The sequence below is a fragment of the Caldicoprobacter guelmensis genome (assembly GCF_016908415.1).
Lineage (GTDB): Bacteria > Bacillota > Clostridia > Caldicoprobacterales > Caldicoprobacteraceae > Caldicoprobacter > Caldicoprobacter guelmensis.
In genome coordinates this window covers 458,406-476,203 of the sequence record NZ_JAFBDW010000001.1, presented here as the reverse complement: position 1 = coordinate 476,203, position 17,798 = coordinate 458,406, and the positions used below count along the sequence as shown (strand labels likewise).

Annotated in this window: 13 protein-coding genes, 2 tRNA genes, 1 other RNA gene, 1 pseudogene, 1 riboswitch and 1 other annotated feature; of the genes and pseudogenes, 13 read left to right on the top strand and 4 right to left on the bottom strand. The window is 42.9% G+C overall.

Translation table 11 applies throughout. The features are described 5' to 3' along the window. Nucleotides 1-49 precede the first annotated feature (49 nt). From ssrS to JOD02_RS02350, 7 genes and pseudogenes are all read left to right on the top strand, one after another. Nucleotides 50-230, top strand: a non-coding RNA gene (gene ssrS, locus JOD02_RS02380) — 6S RNA. A 106-nt stretch (nucleotides 231-336) separates the two neighbouring features. Continuing rightward, nucleotides 337-410, top strand: a tRNA-Gln gene (locus JOD02_RS02375). An 8-nt stretch (nucleotides 411-418) separates the two neighbouring features. After that, nucleotides 419-494: transfer RNA gene (locus JOD02_RS02370), tRNA-Glu, on the top strand. Nucleotides 495-564: 70 nt separating this feature from the next. Further along, nucleotides 565-813, top strand: a binding site (T-box leader). Between the two features lie 74 nt (nucleotides 814-887). Continuing rightward, the gene (locus JOD02_RS02365) at nucleotides 888-2,555 is read left to right on the top strand and encodes an AMP-binding protein (RefSeq protein WP_204486539.1); all 1,668 of its coding nucleotides are present in this window, start codon (nucleotides 888-890) and stop codon (nucleotides 2,553-2,555) included. Between the two features lie 240 nt (nucleotides 2,556-2,795). Beyond that, nucleotides 2,796-3,359 carry a glycerol-3-phosphate responsive antiterminator gene (locus JOD02_RS02360; protein WP_204486537.1) on the top strand — a complete coding sequence of 188 codons (564 nt, stop codon included), beginning with the start codon at nucleotides 2,796-2,798 and terminating at the stop codon, nucleotides 3,357-3,359. Between the two features lie 27 nt (nucleotides 3,360-3,386). Further along, nucleotides 3,387-4,887: pseudogene (gene glpK, locus JOD02_RS02355) on the top strand (glycerol kinase GlpK). A gap of 162 nt (nucleotides 4,888-5,049) precedes the next feature. Further along, entirely contained in the window at nucleotides 5,050-5,523 is a 474-nt protein-coding gene (locus JOD02_RS02350) for a nitroreductase family protein (RefSeq protein ID WP_204486535.1), read from the top strand. A gap of 56 nt (nucleotides 5,524-5,579) precedes the next feature. Here the strand turns inward: JOD02_RS02350 and JOD02_RS02345 are convergent, their stop codons facing one another. From JOD02_RS02345 to JOD02_RS02335, 3 genes are all read right to left on the bottom strand, one after another. Continuing rightward, complete coding sequence (locus tag JOD02_RS02345; protein ID WP_341534511.1) at nucleotides 5,580-6,662, bottom strand: glycoside hydrolase family 172 protein; 1,083 nt, start codon at nucleotides 6,660-6,662, stop codon at nucleotides 5,580-5,582. 123 nt (nucleotides 6,663-6,785) lie between these two features. Then, complete coding sequence (locus tag JOD02_RS02340; RefSeq protein WP_204486533.1) at nucleotides 6,786-7,490, bottom strand: hypothetical protein; 705 nt, start codon at nucleotides 7,488-7,490, stop codon at nucleotides 6,786-6,788. A gap of 538 nt (nucleotides 7,491-8,028) precedes the next feature. Beyond that, the gene (locus JOD02_RS02335; RefSeq protein ID WP_204486531.1) at nucleotides 8,029-8,655 is read right to left on the bottom strand and encodes a hypothetical protein; all 627 of its coding nucleotides are present in this window, start codon (nucleotides 8,653-8,655) and stop codon (nucleotides 8,029-8,031) included. A 240-nt stretch (nucleotides 8,656-8,895) separates the two neighbouring features. Here JOD02_RS02335 and JOD02_RS02330 point away from each other — a divergent pair, with 240 nt between their 5' ends. From JOD02_RS02330 to JOD02_RS02315, 4 genes are all read left to right on the top strand, one after another. Further along, nucleotides 8,896-11,313: a Lon protease family protein gene (locus JOD02_RS02330; RefSeq protein ID WP_204486530.1), complete on the top strand. Its 2,418-nt coding sequence runs from the start codon at nucleotides 8,896-8,898 to the stop codon at nucleotides 11,311-11,313. Nucleotides 11,314-11,492: 179 nt separating this feature from the next. Continuing rightward, nucleotides 11,493-12,968, top strand: a complete 1,476-nt coding sequence (locus JOD02_RS02325) for a VanW family protein (protein WP_204486528.1) — start codon at nucleotides 11,493-11,495, stop codon at nucleotides 12,966-12,968. Nucleotides 12,969-13,008: 40 nt separating this feature from the next. Beyond that, nucleotides 13,009-14,670 carry a nucleoside kinase gene (locus JOD02_RS02320; protein WP_204486527.1) on the top strand — a complete coding sequence of 554 codons (1,662 nt, stop codon included), beginning with the start codon at nucleotides 13,009-13,011 and terminating at the stop codon, nucleotides 14,668-14,670. A gap of 43 nt (nucleotides 14,671-14,713) precedes the next feature. Next, nucleotides 14,714-16,003 (top strand): CapA family protein, encoded by a 1,290-nt coding sequence (locus JOD02_RS02315; RefSeq protein ID WP_204486525.1) that lies wholly within the window; start codon nucleotides 14,714-14,716, stop codon nucleotides 16,001-16,003. A gap of 60 nt (nucleotides 16,004-16,063) precedes the next feature. Here the strand turns inward: JOD02_RS02315 and JOD02_RS02310 are convergent, their stop codons facing one another. After that, the gene (locus JOD02_RS02310; RefSeq protein WP_204486523.1) at nucleotides 16,064-16,585 is read right to left on the bottom strand and encodes a folate family ECF transporter S component; all 522 of its coding nucleotides are present in this window, start codon (nucleotides 16,583-16,585) and stop codon (nucleotides 16,064-16,066) included. 79 nt (nucleotides 16,586-16,664) lie between these two features. Then, a riboswitch (THF riboswitch) is annotated at nucleotides 16,665-16,761 on the bottom strand. Between the two features lie 261 nt (nucleotides 16,762-17,022). Between JOD02_RS02310 and yfbR the strand changes: the two genes are divergently transcribed. Together yfbR and JOD02_RS11580 are read left to right on the top strand one after the other, a co-directional pair. Continuing rightward, entirely contained in the window at nucleotides 17,023-17,601 is a 579-nt protein-coding gene (gene yfbR / locus JOD02_RS02305; protein ID WP_279380579.1) for a 5'-deoxynucleotidase, read from the top strand. 7 nt (nucleotides 17,602-17,608) lie between these two features. Further along, nucleotides 17,609-17,740 (top strand): hypothetical protein, encoded by a 132-nt coding sequence (locus tag JOD02_RS11580; protein ID WP_279380578.1) that lies wholly within the window; start codon nucleotides 17,609-17,611, stop codon nucleotides 17,738-17,740. Nucleotides 17,741-17,798 lie beyond the last annotated feature (58 nt).

Sequence of the window (17,798 nt, the reverse complement as noted above, 5' to 3'; positions counted from 1 at the left end):
AATTCAGCAGAATTTATATTACTATATAACTGCGACCGGATGATGTATACTCATCCTGGGGTGTGCGAGAGTCTCTACCGGTTTTAACCCACGGAGATAATATGGGAGTCCGGAGTTTGGCTGACCGATGTCAGGCCATCGTCGAATGGAAGACAGAGGCAGTCAACAGGACACCCACCTGCTGAGAAGCGGGTTGTAAAATCGTAGAGAGACGGCATCGTGGGATGAGTATAGGCCCTCAATCTTTGAGGGCTTATGTATTTATAAAAAAATCTCTTGACATCCAGTTGAAATGTGGTATAATTTAATCCGCAAGTTGGTAAGATGGTATGGCGCTGCGGAATGGTGTAACGGTAGCACGTGTGACTCTGGATCACAAAGTCTAGGTTCGAATCCTAGTTCCGCAGCCAGTATATATGGCTCCTTCGTCTAGTGGCCTAGGACGCCGCCCTCTCACGGCGGAAACAGGGGTTCGATTCCCCTAGGGGCTGCCAGTTTTGTTAATCAAAAGGTAGACTGTAGAGCCAAAAGGCTGGACAGCCTATTTTTTATATTATCTAATATCGGAAAGCGATGACAGGGACTAGTAGGCCTTCGTATTTTCAAGAGAGCTGCCGGCAGGTGCGAGGCAGTAAATATGAGGGTTGAACCTCCCCCTGGAGCGCCAACCGAAATCCGAAAAAGGAGAGTAGGCTTGGACGGATGCCCACCGTAACAAGGGATAGGGTATGATTGTACCTGAAAAGAGAGGGTGAGGGTAATCTCTCACCAATTAGAGTGGTACCGCGGGAGGTAAGGCCTTTCGTCTCTAAACGAGGCGAAAGGCTTTTTTAATTCTTGATTGTCATTACGGATAACCTATTATCCAAAATAAGGGGGGCAGAGAGATGTCTATGATGGAGATTACAATGGGGCAGCTTCTTGATATGCAGGCAGAACGCTATCCCGACCATGAAGCGGTGGTTTATCCTTTTGAGAAGGTTAGGTGGACGTATTCGGAGTTTCGTGAAAAGGTCAACCAAATTGCTAGGGGATTGATCAGGATAGGTATAAAAAAGGGTCAGCACGTTGCGGTCTGGGCAACCAACGTCCCTGAGTGGTTGCTTGCACAGTTTGCTCTTGCAAAGGTTGGTGCTGTGCTGGTTACTGTCAATACAAATTACAAGATATTTGAACTGGAATATTTGCTGAGACAATCCGATAGCACAACGCTGATAATGACTAAGGGATTTAAGGATTCAGATTATGTAAAAATTATAAATGATTTATGCCCTGAGCTTAAGGATTGCCAACCCGGCAAATTGAATAGTGCTAAGCTGCCCTATTTGAAAAATGTAATATATATCGGTGAGGAATCTTATCCGGGAATGTACAATTTCAATGACCTTTATCGCTTTGCTGATGATGTACCGGTCGAAATGCTGAAGCAGGTAGAGGAATCTCTAAGCCCGCATGATGTTGTCAATATGCAGTATACTTCTGGTACTACCGGTTTCCCTAAAGGGGTGATGCTCACCCATTACAACATTATCAACAACGGCTCAGCTGTGGCTGATTGCATGAAGCTAACATATAAAGATAGGTTGTGCATACCTGTGCCTTTTTTCCATTGCTTTGGGTGCGTGCTGGGGGTGATGGCTTGCGTCACCAAAGGAGCCACGATGGTGCCTCTGGACCATTTCAATCCCATTAAAGTGATGGAGGCGGTGCAGGTTGAAAAGTGTACTGCTTTGCACGGTGTCCCTACCATGTTTATTTCGATTTTGGAAAACAGCCGTTTTAAGGAGTTTGATTTTTCAAGCCTAAGGACAGGCATAATGGCCGGGGCTCCCTGTCCTATAAATGTCATGCGCCGAGTGATTGACGAGATGAACATGAAGGAGATCACCATCGCCTATGGCCTTACTGAGGCTTCGCCTGTCATAACTCAGACCAGGGTGGATGACCCCATTGAGCTCAGGGTATCCACTGTTGGAAGGCCGCTTCCTGGAGTGGAAGTAAGAATAGTGGACCCAGAAACCGGCAAGGATGTTCCGCCCGGCGTGCCAGGCGAACTTTTGGCCAGGGGCTATGGCATAATGAAGGGGTATTATAAGATGGAAGAGGCCACTGCTGCGGCTATAGACAGCGAAGGATGGCTGCATACAGGAGACCTTGCGGTAATGGACGAAAACGGCTACTGTAAGATTACTGGCAGGATCAAGGATATGATCATTCGTGGAGGGGAAAATATCTATCCGAGAGAAATCGAGGAGTTCTTGTATACTCACCCAGCTGTAAAGGATGTACAGGTGGTAGGGGTTCCTGATGAAAAATACGGTGAAGAAGTCATGGCTTATATAATCCTTAAGGATAATCTTGAAAGATATCCTACCGAAGAAGAAATCATAGAATATGTGCGAAATGGCCTATCCAGGTTTAAATGCCCAAAATACGTTCGCTTTGTAGATGGCTTTCCTATGACAGCCAATGGGAAGGTTCAGAAATACAAGCTACGAGAGATGGCTATTGAAGAGTTGAAATTGCACGATGTAGCCCGCATTGAAACTGCATAAGACGGCATAAGCATGCCGGTCCCATCTTTGAATATTGTAGATGGGGCTTTTTTTATGATATAATGTAACCGAATGGACAGAAATTGTTAATGATTTGCTCAGATTGAAAAAACATGGTATGTTTTTCCCTGTTAGCAATCATTTATATGTAATTGGGCAGGTAAATTTGACCGTGTTCGATGTGCAGGCGTCTGGTTAAAAAGCGCATTTGTTAAAAATTAAAAAGAGGGGAAAAAGGTTATGGAAAGCATTATTGAATGTCTGGAGACAAATCCCATCATAGCAGCATTACCTCATACAGAGATGCTGCAGCAAGCGCTGGATTCAAGCGTCAACGTGGTTTTTCTGCTGTCAGGCAGCATATTGACCCTTCAGGATATTGTCGGTGAACTAAAAGATAAGGGAAAAAAGGTTTTTGTGCATATCGATTTAATTGAAGGATTGGGCAAGGATTTGGCTGCGGTCGATTTTATACAATACAGGATACAAGCAGATGGAATACTATCCACCAAGAACAATTTGCTCAAATACGGGAAGGAAATAGGGCTTATTACCGTCCAGCGCTTGTTTCTTGTGGATTCTAGATCTTTTGAAAGTGGCATTAAAATGGTTCAGAGTTATGACCCGGATTTTGTAGAAGTAATGCCAGGCATTGTTCCTAAAGCCATTGCTGAGCTTAAGCAAAAGATTCCACAGCCCATCATAGCTGGGGGAATGATCACATGCAAACAGGACATTATACAGGCACTGGGAGCCGGCGCAGTGGCAGTGTCAACCAGCAAGGTGGAGCTGTGGGAGTTATAAATCATAAGTATTGTGAGGGAAGATGATATGGGGGAGAGATATGTTATAGCCCTGGATCAGGGTACAACCAGTTGCCGGGCTGTGATATTTGACGGCCATGGCAAAATCGTGGGAAAAGCAAGCCAAGAGTTTAGGCAGATTTATCCTAGGCCGGGATGGGTGGAACACGATGCTGAAGAGATATGGGAATGTCAGCTGAACGTGCTTCACAAGGTATTGAATGCGACTGGTGTTAAAGCGGATGATGTTGCATCTATAGGTATTACGAATCAACGGGAAACTGTCGTTGTATGGAACAGGCATACCGGCAAGCCTATATACAATGCAATTGTGTGGCAGTGCAGGCGTACCGCTCCACTGTGCGATGAGCTAAAACAAAGGGGTTTAGAGGATAACATTAAGAAAAAGACGGGTTTAGTCATAGATGCCTATTTTTCTGCCACCAAAATCTGCTGGATATTGGAGAATGTCGACGGTGCCAAACAGATGGCACAGGCTGGGGAGCTGTTGGCCGGCACAATGGATACATGGCTTATATGGAAGTTGACAGGAGGCAAGGTATTTGCCACCGATTACACAAATGCCTCCAGGACCATGCTGTATAACATAAATGAGATGCGCTGGGATGAGGAGTTGCTGAAAGAACTGGATATCCCCCCGGCAATGCTTCCTGAAGTCAAGGAATCCAGCGGATTTTTTGGTATGACCGACAGCAAATTTTTGGGAAGGGAAATTCCTATAACGGGAGTGGCGGGGAGACCAGCAGGCTGCTCTTTTTGGTCAGGCATGCTTTGAAAAAGGCATGGTAAAAAATACATATGGTACAGGGTGTTTTATATTGATGAATACCGGCAAAAGCCGGGTTACATCAAACAATAACCTGCTTACTACCATTGCATGGGGCATCGGAGGAGAGGTCGAATATGCTCTGGAAGGCAGCGTTTTTATCGCAGGGGCGGTCATCCAATGGCTCAGGGACGAGCTGAAACTGATTGAAAATGCCGCCGAGAGTGAAATATGTGCTGGTAGAGTGGAAGATACCAATGGCGTGTATGTGGTGCCTGCCTTCGTGGGGTTAGGAGCACCTTACTGGGACATGTATGCACGTGGGGCTATTTTGGGCATCACGCGTGGGGTAAACCGTGACCATATAGTAAGGGCTGCTCTGGAGTCTATAGCTTATCAAACTGCGGATGTTATAACTGCTATGCAACAGGATGCCGGTATTCCGCTAAAAGCATTAAAAGTAGACGGTGGAGCGTGTGCAAATAACTTTCTTATGCAATTTCAGGCAGACATCCTTGGTGTACCAGTTATTCGGCCGCAAAACATCGAAGTCACTGCTCAAGGGGCTGCTTTTCTGGCCGGGCTTGGAGTAGGTGTATGGAAGGATAAAGAAGCTCTTAAAGCCCTGTGTGAGGAAGACAGGATATTTTATCCCGACATGGCTGCCGAAGAGAGGACCAAGAAATATGCTGGATGGAAGAAAGCTGTACAGCGCAGCATGAATTGGACAGATGCAAACTGACTGTCTTGTCGTTATTCCTATTAAGGGCGCTTAGGTGATAAGGGGTGGTGATAAACAGTTGTGTAGTTCCGTTTAAGAATGCTTCTCTATATACTGAGTGGATGATATTACGATATATAAAGTAATCTATATCGTAAAAAGAGGATTGGGGGGTATAAAAATATGGAATTTATGGAGGTAATATCAAAGCGGAGGGCTATTAGGAAGTATAAAAAGGACCCTATTCCAGATGTCATACTTCAAAAGCTTTTTTATACGTTGAGCCTTGCGCCATCGGGGAACAACCGTCAACCTTATAAGTTTTTATTCATCAAAGATGAAAAACTTAGGCGGGAGATTGTACAGCGTGCATGCCATCAAGAGTTTCTGTATGATGCTCCGGTTATAATGGTAGCATGCTGTGAACCCGGCAGGTCATTTGATACTGCCATTGCAGTTGATCATCTGGTGTTAGCAGCCACAAATGAAGGATTGGGTACATGCTGGGTTGGTTGGTTTGAGAGGGATGTGGTCAAAGAAATTTTGGGCATAGAACCACATATGGAGGTTCCCATATTAATTCCAATAGGATATCCTGACGAAAGCCCATCGGCCCGGCCTAGGAAAAGCTTAGATGAGCTGATTGAGGTTATATAAACGAAATGGCGAATGTTCCTCGAGAACATTCGCCATTTTAATCGGGGTTTGTGGCATCAGATAACCTCCAGGTAATCCCTATCGGGAAGTTCTGGGAATTTGGCTGTGGGGAGGGTTTGATACCAGTATGCTACTGACGCAATGTCATCCTGTAGAGGTAGATACCTTCCGCCAGATCTCCAGCCCAGTGCTTGTATGGTAACTCTGATGTCGCTTTCAAATCTTATGGGGTCCATAATGTGCCATCTGTAAAGCCCAAATCTCATCTGTGAACGGTAGAGACCATCAGGGCGAATGATTTGTGGTAAGCCCGAATATGGTGTGGTGAATTCCTGATATTGGTGTGTTTTTGGGTTTTCAAAGTTGTATGAACCGCCGAAATAATCCTCTGTGCCGGTGCCGCAGATAGTAGGATATTCGTCATCTCCGTCTATGTAGAATTTTACCTCTCCTTCACCCCACCAGCCGTTGTTGTTGACGCCCCAAGCCAGATAAGTGCCTACATAATGTCCTTTGCCTTTTACACCGTCCAATATGGTATACACCTCTTTATACGGGAGAGGATTTTTTCTGCGGAACTGCGCATGAAAATACGCCGCATCTTCAGGCACTTCTGTTAGGGTGTAGTCGATCTGGTAGTATAAAACCATCTCCTGAAGTCCGATGTTTGTCATGGTCATCTTGCATCTCTTTCTGAAGGGCATTTCCCAATAACAGTTAAAACCGCTGCCAGGATTCACACAAACGGCTAAGGAGGAAACCTGGGCGTATTCGCCCCACCCGCATGCAAAGAAGTCGCCTACCGGGCATTCCACTGACGGTATATCCTGATCGTCCCAGTATATTCTAAAGATGCTGTGGCGCCAATGACCTGTGGGAGTCATCCAAATGTGTTGTATGGCACCAGGGCCTTCGATGTCTGCCATCACAAATGTTTCGCCCGGCTGTATCTTCACAGCGGGGGAAATTTTCCAACCCTTTCCTAATTCCCTAGCGGCATGGGCTCCTAAACCTTCTTCCGCCCTTGCTCCACCACCCTTTTCACCTGTGAAGTTTTCGGGGCTTATGGAGCGGGTTTTGGCATTGGAGAGGCGAGAAAGATTACCCAAATGCATCCCCAAACCGTTAAAATATTTCACGAGGATCACTCCCCCTTGTATTTTTTACAAGGAGATTATATCATGCTTTTCCACTTTTTTAAACTCTTTTGTTTGTTAAAGTTTGGCTCCTGTATGAGAATTAAACCATGGAGTGTGATGCTTTTATTTTACTTTTTCCATGTTTTTAAGGAGTATTTCGCCTTTGAGCTTTACAAGTTGAAGGTCTTTTTGCTTGACTACCTGTGAGAAGTCCTGTATTGCATAATCGATTCTCTCGTTGAGCTCTTTATCTGGCTTTTGCATGCGGGTTTTGGCGGTCTGCCATGCCTTTTCCATATTACCTAATAACGCAGCGGCGTTTTCCCATTTACCGGCTTCGGCGTTGATCACGATTTCCTGTAGGTAGTATTTAATCTCCTTGATCTCGGGGGGGGCCTTGTGCCTGTACAGATTGAAAAATTGAGGATAATACTGGTATAGTCCGTTGGCGGCAACCAGCGTTTTTTCTTCGTTGCGCGCCATAATGGTGCTGGTGAGCGTGTTGAGCTGGTTTTCAAACCGAGATATTAGCACATCGGGAGCACCGTCTTTTTTTGCTTGAGGCTCATAACTGTTCCACAGCTCATTCAAGGCTTTGATTCTTCTCTCAAAATCTTGCCAGTTTATGGTTAGCTGAGCTTGCTGTACACCCTGATTTTGGCTCTTTTGTTGTCCCTGTTTTTGTTGTTCTTGTTTTTGAGGCCCCTGGTTAGACTTTTGCTGTTCCTGCTGGGATTTATTTCCGCCATTTTGTTTTTGAGAAGTGCTCGTTTGCTGTCGTATCATTTGGGCTCGCTGGTCCCTTATTTTTTGGATTTGCTGGATCATATTATTGGTCTCCTTTTCCATTTCGGTGAGGGCCGAGGGCGGATCTTTTTTTTGCTGTTGTTGATCGTTTTGTCCTTGCTGCTTGTTATCGTTTTGGCCCAGCATTCGTGAGCATGATGTCGAAGATAGTATCAAACATATTGTTACTGCTATAATCAACCACCTTTGCAGATTCATTTTTGGCATTTCCATCACCTCGGTTATTAGTATTTCCTTTGAATTTAAGTACATTCTTGATTTTGTTTTAAAATAAGCGAAGCAATACGGCTGTAAAATTGAAAAAGATATGATAAAATAATTTTTGCTTGTATTTAAGTTTGATAGATATTGTATTGTGATTTGTAGTCAAAGAGAAGTAATTTAAAGAAATGAAGATATTTTAGCGCATTTTTTAAATTTGGAGGCGCTTGGTTATGATTAAAACGCGTATTATAAGCAAAGAATACCCATTAAAGGGTATTCCTTTTATTTTAGGATTGCTCAGATGGTGTGCAAGGTAGGAGGAATATACGATTGATCATTGTATGGCAGTCAGATTTCAACCTAATGTTGCAATCCTTAATTCCATCCAATCAAAAGCTATCCAATCATCAGGATTTGTGGTAGACATATTTATGATTTCCACTCGATTGTTTCGCCTGAGACTGGGAATATTTAGGACCAATTCCCTCCAGTTGTCAAATATGCCTCCTGCCGGCCTTCCATGAACGAAGGGTACCCTACCATTGAAGACTGTAATGTTGTTGATTGTGATTCTTGCTGCATATCTGGATTCTGCAATATTATAATGATCGTCCAGTACTCCCCGGATTACCAGTTGTGCTTCTCTCAATCCAAAAAGCAATAGAGACGCTGGTATTTGGAAAGTCCATACTCCTCGAGTACCAGTATACAATATATCAGCATTGCCACTTGGATTACCGTAGTTAGGGAATCCTGTTAGCTCCTTAAATAGCGTAAGTCTGGTAACTGGCCTATTATCCGACAATACGGGTGGAGGATTCTGCAGAGGGAAATATGGTGCTTGGACTGTTGTCATGTTGGCTGTCTGATTATGCATGGTACCGGAATTGTAAGGATAATAGGCTAAATAGTCATTATCGATACCTGTACAAGAGTTGGGCATGCGGCTGTATACAAATGGATATCTATGATAATCTAACATTTGTTATTGCCTCCTTTGAATAAGATGGATATTATATTATTATGCATTATTTGGGAGTTTTGCCACATGACAGCTTGATATGGGGTTTAGTGCGATAGGCTTACTCTGTTGTTTGAAAGAAAGTGATTTTTATACTTACATAATGTGGTATATACAAGTTAAAATTATTATTGTTCCCCTATTGTTTAATTAACGAATATACTGTTTAATAGAAGTATAAAAGCATTTAAGGAGGGTGCTATGAATAAGCCGAAGGAGCTGGAACCCAGACAGCTGAAAAAGCAATGGCCTTCATCATGCTTACCCTTTGAGACGACTGAAGAGCTGGAGCCGCTTCAAGGGATAATAGGCCAGGAGCGAGCGGTCCGCGCTATGGAGTTTGGCGTTCGCACAAAGGCACCAGGATACAACATATTTTTGACTGGTATAAGTGGTACGGGTAAAACCACCTATGCCAAGGAGTATATAACCCAAATCGCCAAGCAACAGCCTGTACCTGATGATTGGTGTTATGTGTACAATTTTGAAAACCCCAGCCAGCCCGTTGCCATCAGGCTTCCCAGCGGCAAGGGGAAAGAGTTTTTACACGATATGGAAGAGCTCATAGAAGACTTAAAGGCTGAGGTTTCCAAGGCGTTTGGCGGCGACGAGTATGAAAACGAAAAGGCGCTCATTTACAAAGAAATGCAGGAGAAGAGGAATGAGCTGTTTAACCAATTTAACGAATATGCTAAACAACAAGGATTTCAAGTAAATACTTCCAGTGCCGGCATATACTTTACTCCTATAATAGACGGTCAGCCGTTGGGTGAAGAAGAATACAACAAGCTGGACGAGGAGACAAAAAAGAGCATAAATGAAAGGTTGACACACATTCAACTTCAAGCCGTGGAAGTAATACGTAAGATAAAAGAACTGGAAAAAGAGGCAAAAAACAAGGTAAAAGAGCTGGAAAATCGTATAGGTACGTTTGCTGTGGGAATTCACATCGAAGACATGAAAAGAAAGTATGTGGCGTATCCTAAAATTTTGAAATATCTAGATGACCTTATGAATGATGTGCTGCAAAGCATAAGCAATTTTAAAGAAGGCGAATCATCAGAAGAAGATAATCCTGTTATTAATGCCTTAAGGCGTACAGCTGAAAGTGTACAGCATAAATATAAGGTAAACCTTTTGGTGGACAACAGTGACCAACATGGTGCTCCCGTTATTATGGAGTATAATCCTACTTATAGTACGCTTTTTGGTAGCATAGAATATGAAAACAAATTGGGTACCATGGTGACTGATTTTACGATGATCAAGCCCGGAGCTATACATCTTGCCAACGGTGGTTATCTCATACTGCAGGCCAAGGATGTCTTAAGCGTTCCTTTTATGTGGGAAGGACTGAAAAAGGTCCTCAAAACCAAATCTATTACTGTTGAAAGCTTGAGGGATCAATGGGGACTTTTGAATATGTCGGGGTTAAAGCCCGAGCCCATTCCGGTTGATATTAAAGTTGTGCTGGTGGGCAGCGATTTGTTATTCCAGCTTCTTCATCAGCTTGATGAAGATTTTGCCAAACTGTTTAAGGTTAAGGTAGATTTTGACGATGAAATGGAGGCTAATGAAGAAAATCTACTAGGTTTAGCTAAATTTATAAGCGGTTATTGCCGCAGAGAAAATTTGAGACATTTCACCAGGGATGCCGTACTCAGCGTGGCGGATTACGCTTCAAGGCTGGTGGAACATCAGGATAAGTTTACCACGCGGTTCAATGATATAGTGGAGATAATAGTTGAAGCCAATACCTGGGCAGAAGTTGCTGGAAAAAGCATTGTCACATCCCAAGAGGTTAAAAAAGCGATTGAGGAAAAGGAATACAGGTCAAGCAAATATGACGAGAAGCTCATGGAACTGCTGAAAAATGACGTTATAATGGTGGAGACGGAAGGTGAAGCTGTAGGCCAAATAAACGGCTTGGCAGTTATCCAGTTAGGAGATTACGTTTTTGGCAAACCCACCAAAATCACAGCAACCACTTTCATGGGTCGCAGCGGGATCGTCAACATTGAAAGGGAAGTGGATATGAGCGGCCGTATCCACAGCAAGGGGGTTATGATTTTGAGCGCCTATATAGGTGAGCAGTATGCTCAGGATATTCCACTGGCCCTTAGTGCAAATATAACGTTTGAGCAGCTTTACAGCGGTATAGAAGGGGATAGCGCATCCAGCGCCGAACTTTATGCCATACTGTCAAGCTTAGCCGAAGTGCCGATAAAACAGGGTATAGCTGTTACTGGGTCTGTCAACCAGAAGGGAGAGATACAGCCTGTAGGGGGCGTGACTCACAAGATAGAGGGATTTTTTGAGCTGTGTAAGGCCCGTGGATTAACAGGTGAGCAGGGGGTTATTATCCCTTATCAGAACATAAAGAATTTGGTGCTAAAGGATGAGGTTATTGAAGCGGTCAAAGAAGGAAAGTTTCACATATATCCTATCAAGACCATAGATGAAGGTGTTGAGATACTGATGGGAATACCTGCAGGCAAGAAGCTAGAAAATGGATTTTTTGAGAAGGGAACGCTGCATGAAAAAGTGTATAATAAGCTACGTCAATATGCTTTGACGATGATCAATTTCGGCAAAGAAGATAAAGAAAATAATGATTGACGAACATTCGCTTGTAATATTTTTGTTAACTTTTTTTAACACTCTTGTTTTATTTTTTTATGTCTTTATGTGATATATTGTTTTATGGGCATTTTATTAGGTTGTAGGGAGCTCTTTTCACGTCTGTTCGAGTCTAAAGCATTTTAAGTTAACTTTGAAGAAATTATGGGGGAGTACATATGGAAGAAGCAAATTTAAATGCTATGGAAGTTGCCAAGGCTGGTTCTAAAAAAGGTAATTTGCGCCGCCGATCAGTCATAATTTTAGTATTGTCTTTGTCTATTGTGGTTGTTGCCTTTTTTATTGGATATGGAGTTAAAAAAATTGAAGATTACAGAAAATGGATTCAGCACATGAAAGATGTCGTTGAAGTTCCTACTTTCTATCATGGAATCTGGGTGGATGACGTCAATTTAGGAGGGATGACGTTTGAAGAGGCCAGCGCTATTTTGTGGCAGAAGGCCAATGAAAAACTTGAGAAGATTCGTTTTGATCTGGTATATGGGGATAAGCGATGGACGTTTACATATAGGGACATAAACGCTCACACTGATTGGGATATAAAGATTGTTGAGGCATATGAAGCCGGTAGAAAAGGGACGCTAGAAGAACGCTATAACAGGGTAAAAGAGATAGAGGCTAGCGGTCTTAAGTTTCAAACCTCGCTTTACTATAATTTAGACAAAATTAAAGGCGATATAGAGGCCATTGCAAAGGAAATCAGCTATGACCCGGTGGATGCTGAAATAAGGTTTTATCCTGACAGGGAGAATAAGTTTGAAATAACGGAAGAAAAAGCGGGTCTTTTTTTGGATGCTGAAGAGGTTTTCAACACAATAAAACAGAGAATGGAAAAAGGGGAATATGGCGAAATAGTGTTGATTCCGACTGAAGTTGCACCTAAAGTTACCAAAGCTGAGTTGCAAAAGCTTACCTATCGCATTGTACAGTTTTCAACAAGTCTAGAAGGCAGCAGCGCTGATCGCAAGCATAACGTGCGTTTGGCTTTAAGCAAGTTAAATGGATACAGGCTGAACCCAGGGGAGGTATTGTCCTTCAACAAAATTGTGGGCCCTAGAACGGCCAAAGGGGGTTTCATGCCAGCACCGGTCATCATGCCGGATAAAAGCATGCAGGATGATTACGGTGGAGGGGTATGTCAAGCATCCAGCACCCTTTATAATGCGGCGCTCAGGGCAAACTTGGAAATAGTGGAGCGGCATCATCATTCATTTCCTGTGGCATATCTTCCGGCAGGCTTAGATGCTACGGTATCTTACGGAGGAGCGGATTTGAAAATAAAAAATAACAGAGAAACTCCGGTATTTATTCGGACATTTTCAAGCGGCGATAATGTATACGTAGAAATTTATGGCGAACCATTCCCTAATAACGGGTATATAGAGTGCACCTCTGTTGTTAAGGAAGTTATCCCGGCACCCCAGCCAAAGCAAATTTTAGATAAAGAGGGTAAATATGTAAAACAGCCTGGCGGCCAGTATGAATATGTAAAGTCGAGAAACGGTTATAAGGTGACCACCTATCAAACCTATTATGAAAACGGCAAAAAAGTTTGGACTAAAGTGATAGCAAATGATTATTACCGCCCGATACAGGGTATTATCTATTACAGGCCTAAAGCTGAGGAACAATAAATTTTAAAGTTTGAGTTTTGCATGAAGTAGAGGAGGATTAATGGTGTTCAATACAGTAAATGTAAAGGTAAAAGGTGAAATTAGAGCATTTTCTAAGGGCATAACTCTAGAAGAGGTGAGCAAACACTTTTCTGAAAAATATGCTGCGCAAATTGTCGCAGCTAAAGTTAACAACAGGATCAAGGAATTGACAGAAACTGTAGAAGAAGATTGTGAAATAGATTTTATCGACCTTTCCACCGATGATGGGGAGAGGATTTATCTGCGCAGCTTGATATTTGTATTTATCAGAGCATGCAAAGAGATATTTCCAGATAGCAGGGTTATAGTGGAGCATTCAATGAATAGAGGAATTTATTGCGAAGTACACGGAAGTTTTACCCTTTCTCCCAGGCAGGTGCACAGGATAGAAGAACGAATGAGAGAGATTGTAGCGCTTAATGAACCCTTTAAGAGATTTGAGGTTACAATAGATGAAGCCAAGCGCATATTCGAGGAGATGGGCTTTAGGGATAAGTTAAAGATTTTAGAGTATAGACCAGAAAAGACGGTACACCTTTATAGGTGCGGGTGGATGGTAGACTACCTATTCGGCTATATGGTTCCGAGAACAGGGTATCTCACAAAGTTTGAATTGAAATTTTATCTTCCGGGCGTGATCATTCGCTATCCTAGAAAAGAGAGTCCTCATGAGCTACCAGAGTTTATAGACAGTCCCAGGTTATCCAGGGTTTTCCGGGAGGCTGAGAAGTGGGGAACGCAGATCGGGGTAGAGAGTGTAGCCGATTTGAATGACGTAATCAAGCGTGGAAAGGCTGGCGAGCTTATCAGAGTATGTGAGGCTTTACACGAGAAGCAGATTGCTCAGATTGCAGACGAGATAGCAGCGCAGAGGGACAGGATACACCTTATCCTCATTGCAGGGCCTTCTTCTTCGGGTAAGACCACATTTGCACAGAGGCTGCGCATACAGCTGATGGTCAACGGGTTAAAACCCATACCTATTTCCATAGACAATTATTTTTTGGAAAAAGAATGTATTCCATTAGATGAAAACGGCGAAAGGGACGTGGAATCGATTAAGGCCATCGATATAGAATTGTTTAATGAGCATTTAACAAGGATAATCCAGGGGCAGGAGGTTGAAATACCGTATTTTAATTTCGAAAAGGGCAGGCGCGAATATCGTGGGCATAAGATAAGGATTGATGATAACCAACCGCTCATTGTGGAGGGAATTCATGGACTCAACGAAGAGCTGACTGTGATGGTGCCAAAGAGAAACAAGTACAAGATATATATAAGTGCGCTTACCCAGCTCAACATCGATGACCACAACCGCATTCCTACTACCGACAGCCGTCTTATTCGCAGGATTGTACGCGATTATAAGTTTCGCGGGGCGTCGGTGGAGGATACGCTTAGGATGTGGCCTGGAGTTCGACGTGGAGAGGAGAAGTATATATTTCCTTACCAGGAGCAGGCTGACGTCATGTTCAACTCGGCTTTGACTTATGAGCTTGCTGTTTTGAAGCCCTTTGTAGTGCCGCTGCTTGAAAAGATACCTCCTGAACATCCGTATTATCCAGAGGTAAACCGCCTTAAGAAGTTTATAAAGTACTTCCTTGAACTGGATGACAGCGAGGTGCCACGTACTTCTATCTTAAGAGAGTTTATTGGTGGTAGCTGTTTTAAGGTATAAAGTTTTAAAATTTATGATACTTCAATTTTAAGGAGAAGATTATATGCAGCCGTCCAAGATTGTTAACAAAATAATCATTAATTATGTATTAGTGTCGGCTATGGCATTTTTATTAGGCTGCAGCTTTATCCTTAAAAACAGTTTTGATAAAAGATTACAAAATACAGTTGAATACCCTACCCAACAATACGCTCAGTATGGTGCGCCAGAGAAAAATATACAATTGCCCGGTGAAGGACAAAATGAAACAACCGGTGTACAACCCCAAGGGCCTGTGGACAAAAAAACAGCAATAATTATAAGTGCTGTAGGTGATATCATGATGCACATGCCTCAGATAAATGCTGCCAAAAACCCGGAAGGCGGTTATGACTTTAAGGAGGTATTTCAGGAGATAAAGCCATATATAGAAAAAGCCGATATTGCCATAGCAAACCTGGAAACAACCATAGGCACGCCAGAAAGGGGGTACAGCGGTTATCCTCGTTTTAGTGCACCTCCCGAGCTATTGGAGGTTTTGCGCTTTGCAGGGTTTGATGTGCTGACCACAGCGAACAATCATTGTCTGGATTGGCTGGAATTTGGAGTCGAGAACACTTTGAATAAAATGGATGAATACGGGATAATGCATGCTGGAACTGCACGTGCCCTTGAAGAAAGCGAAAGGTTGCTGATTATAGAAAAAAATGATATAAAAGTAGGTATATTAGCATATACATACGGTACCAATGGTATGGAAGCGCTGGTACCCCAGGAAAAGTTGACATATATGGTGAATTACTTCAACGATTTTGACAAGGTGCGACAGGATATAAAACGCATAAAAACAGCAGGAGCCGAGGTAGTTATCGTATACATGCACTGGGGAAACGAATATGAGAGAATGCCCAGTGAAGAGCAAAAGGACCTTGCACATCAGTTAGCAGAAGCTGGAGCAGATATCATCTTTGGAAGCCATCCACATGTTATCCAGCCAGTGGAGATAAAGAATATTCTTATGGAAGACGGAATGCCTAAAAAAGTATTTGTCGCATATTCTTTGGGTAATTTTATATCCAATCAGAGGAAACGTTATACTGACAGCGGTGTTATAATGAATGTTGAGATTGTAAAAGATTATGATAAAAATACTGTTTCAATAGTCAACATCAGGTATGTACCTACTTGGGTATATAAATACTATCAAGACGGTAAAACCCAGTACAGGATTCTTCCTATGGAGAAATATATAAATGGAGCTGGAGAGCTACAAGGGATAGATGAACAGCGTATACAGGCTGTGTGGCATGAGACCACCTGTTTGCTGGGTGAGATAGAGATTGAAATAGAATAATTAATAACATCTCCCCCTTGATTAATCAAGGGGGAGATTGTCTTAAGATACTTATTTATATTACAAAAAATGAAAAACTCGTTGCGTATGTTTGAGGACTATCCTTATAATGATGACATGCGCCGGTAACAATATGGTCCTTCCGATAACCCTGGGTGGTAAGAGTGCAAAATACGCTTTGTCAAACATCCAGCTCAACCACAGCGTATTTAGCAGAACAGTAATTATAGTTGTGACTGTAACTATTACCGTTATGGAGGGCCAATTCCAATTATTGCGATAGTACCGGGCCATCAAGTTGGGGATTAACCCTGTCAAAGCAGCTGTTAAGGTAAACCCCGGAAAGTAGGGGCCACCTACGGGATTGATGGCATATCCTATAATGTCAGACAAGGCACCGCAGGCTACTCCGTACACAGGTCCCAGCAAAATACCGCTTAACATTATGGGGACCTCGCCAAAGCTGAGGCGCAATGCGAAAACGCCCAAAATGTTGATGTTAGCAGCAAAAAAGCGAGTGAGTATGATGCTTATAGCGGTAAGTAGACCGGTGTATGCCATCTTTCTTATGCGGCTTTCCATAAAAAAAGCACCTCCTTTCTCTTTAGATGGCAGAGAATGCCACCTTAAAGAGAACGAAATGCCTTCTCTCATACAAGGTAGCAGCGGATGCGGTACTGCATCGCAGGCCGTTTAAGCCTTTCGTCCAGGGGCAACATCCCATCCCCTGGCACTTAACGCACAGCACCTACTCTGCCCATCCTTTTGTTTTTTAATTATTTTCGCTACATTATATCAAAAAATAATGTGGGAGACAATATGCTCTTGTTAATTCCACTATAGTGAATTGAAAATTTAACTTCCACTCCCATGGTTATGAAATGTAGAACTTAATCTTGCAAATCAACATGTGGATTTTATTCCACGCAAGGCTTTGAGTTCATGAAGAGGTGTGCTAAAATGATAAATAAAGCAGGGATGCTATCAAAAATTTTATAATACTTTGGGAGGAATTCAGTTTGAGTCATTTCTTTGCCTATCTATCCAGAATGAAATTTATACAACGCTGGGGCCTTATGAGAAACACCTGCCAGGAAAACATTCAGGAACACAGCCTGCAGGTGGCCATGATTGCCCACGGATTGGCGGTTATAAAGAACAAGTTCTTCGGTGGCAAGGTCAACCCGGAGAGAGTGGCGACTTTGGCGGTATTCCATGAGGCTTCTGAGGTCATAACTGGCGATTTGGCTACTCCCATCAAATACTTTAATCCCGAGATAAGCAAGGCCTATAAGGAAATTGAAAGGGTTGCTGCTAAAAAGCTGCTGGATATGTTGCCAGAAGAGCTAAGGGATGAGTACAGCAGTTTATTTTTTATTGAGGAGGCGGATGCCGAGCACTGGAGAATAGTTAAGGCGGCCGATAAGATATGTGCATATCTAAAATGCATTGAGGAGATAAAAGCAGGGAATCAGGAGTTTTCAAAGGCCATGAAGGCTATAAAGGCTCAGATAGACCAAATGGATTACCCGGAGGTCAAGTATTTCATGGAGCAATTCGCGCCTAGCTTTTCATTGACGCTGGATGAGTTAAACTAGAAAAGGTGTGGCCGTAAGGACCATAGTTTTGGCTGCGACTGTGGTATACGAGCTTGTTGGGGCGGTGATCGCCAAGACAGCGCTGCAAAAGGGCAGGCGAAATAAAACCCGATATCTTTTTATGGAAGAAGGCTTTTGATTTTATGTAATATCGGATGTAATATTGGCCACGTGTTGTGTTTATATTTAACATTATT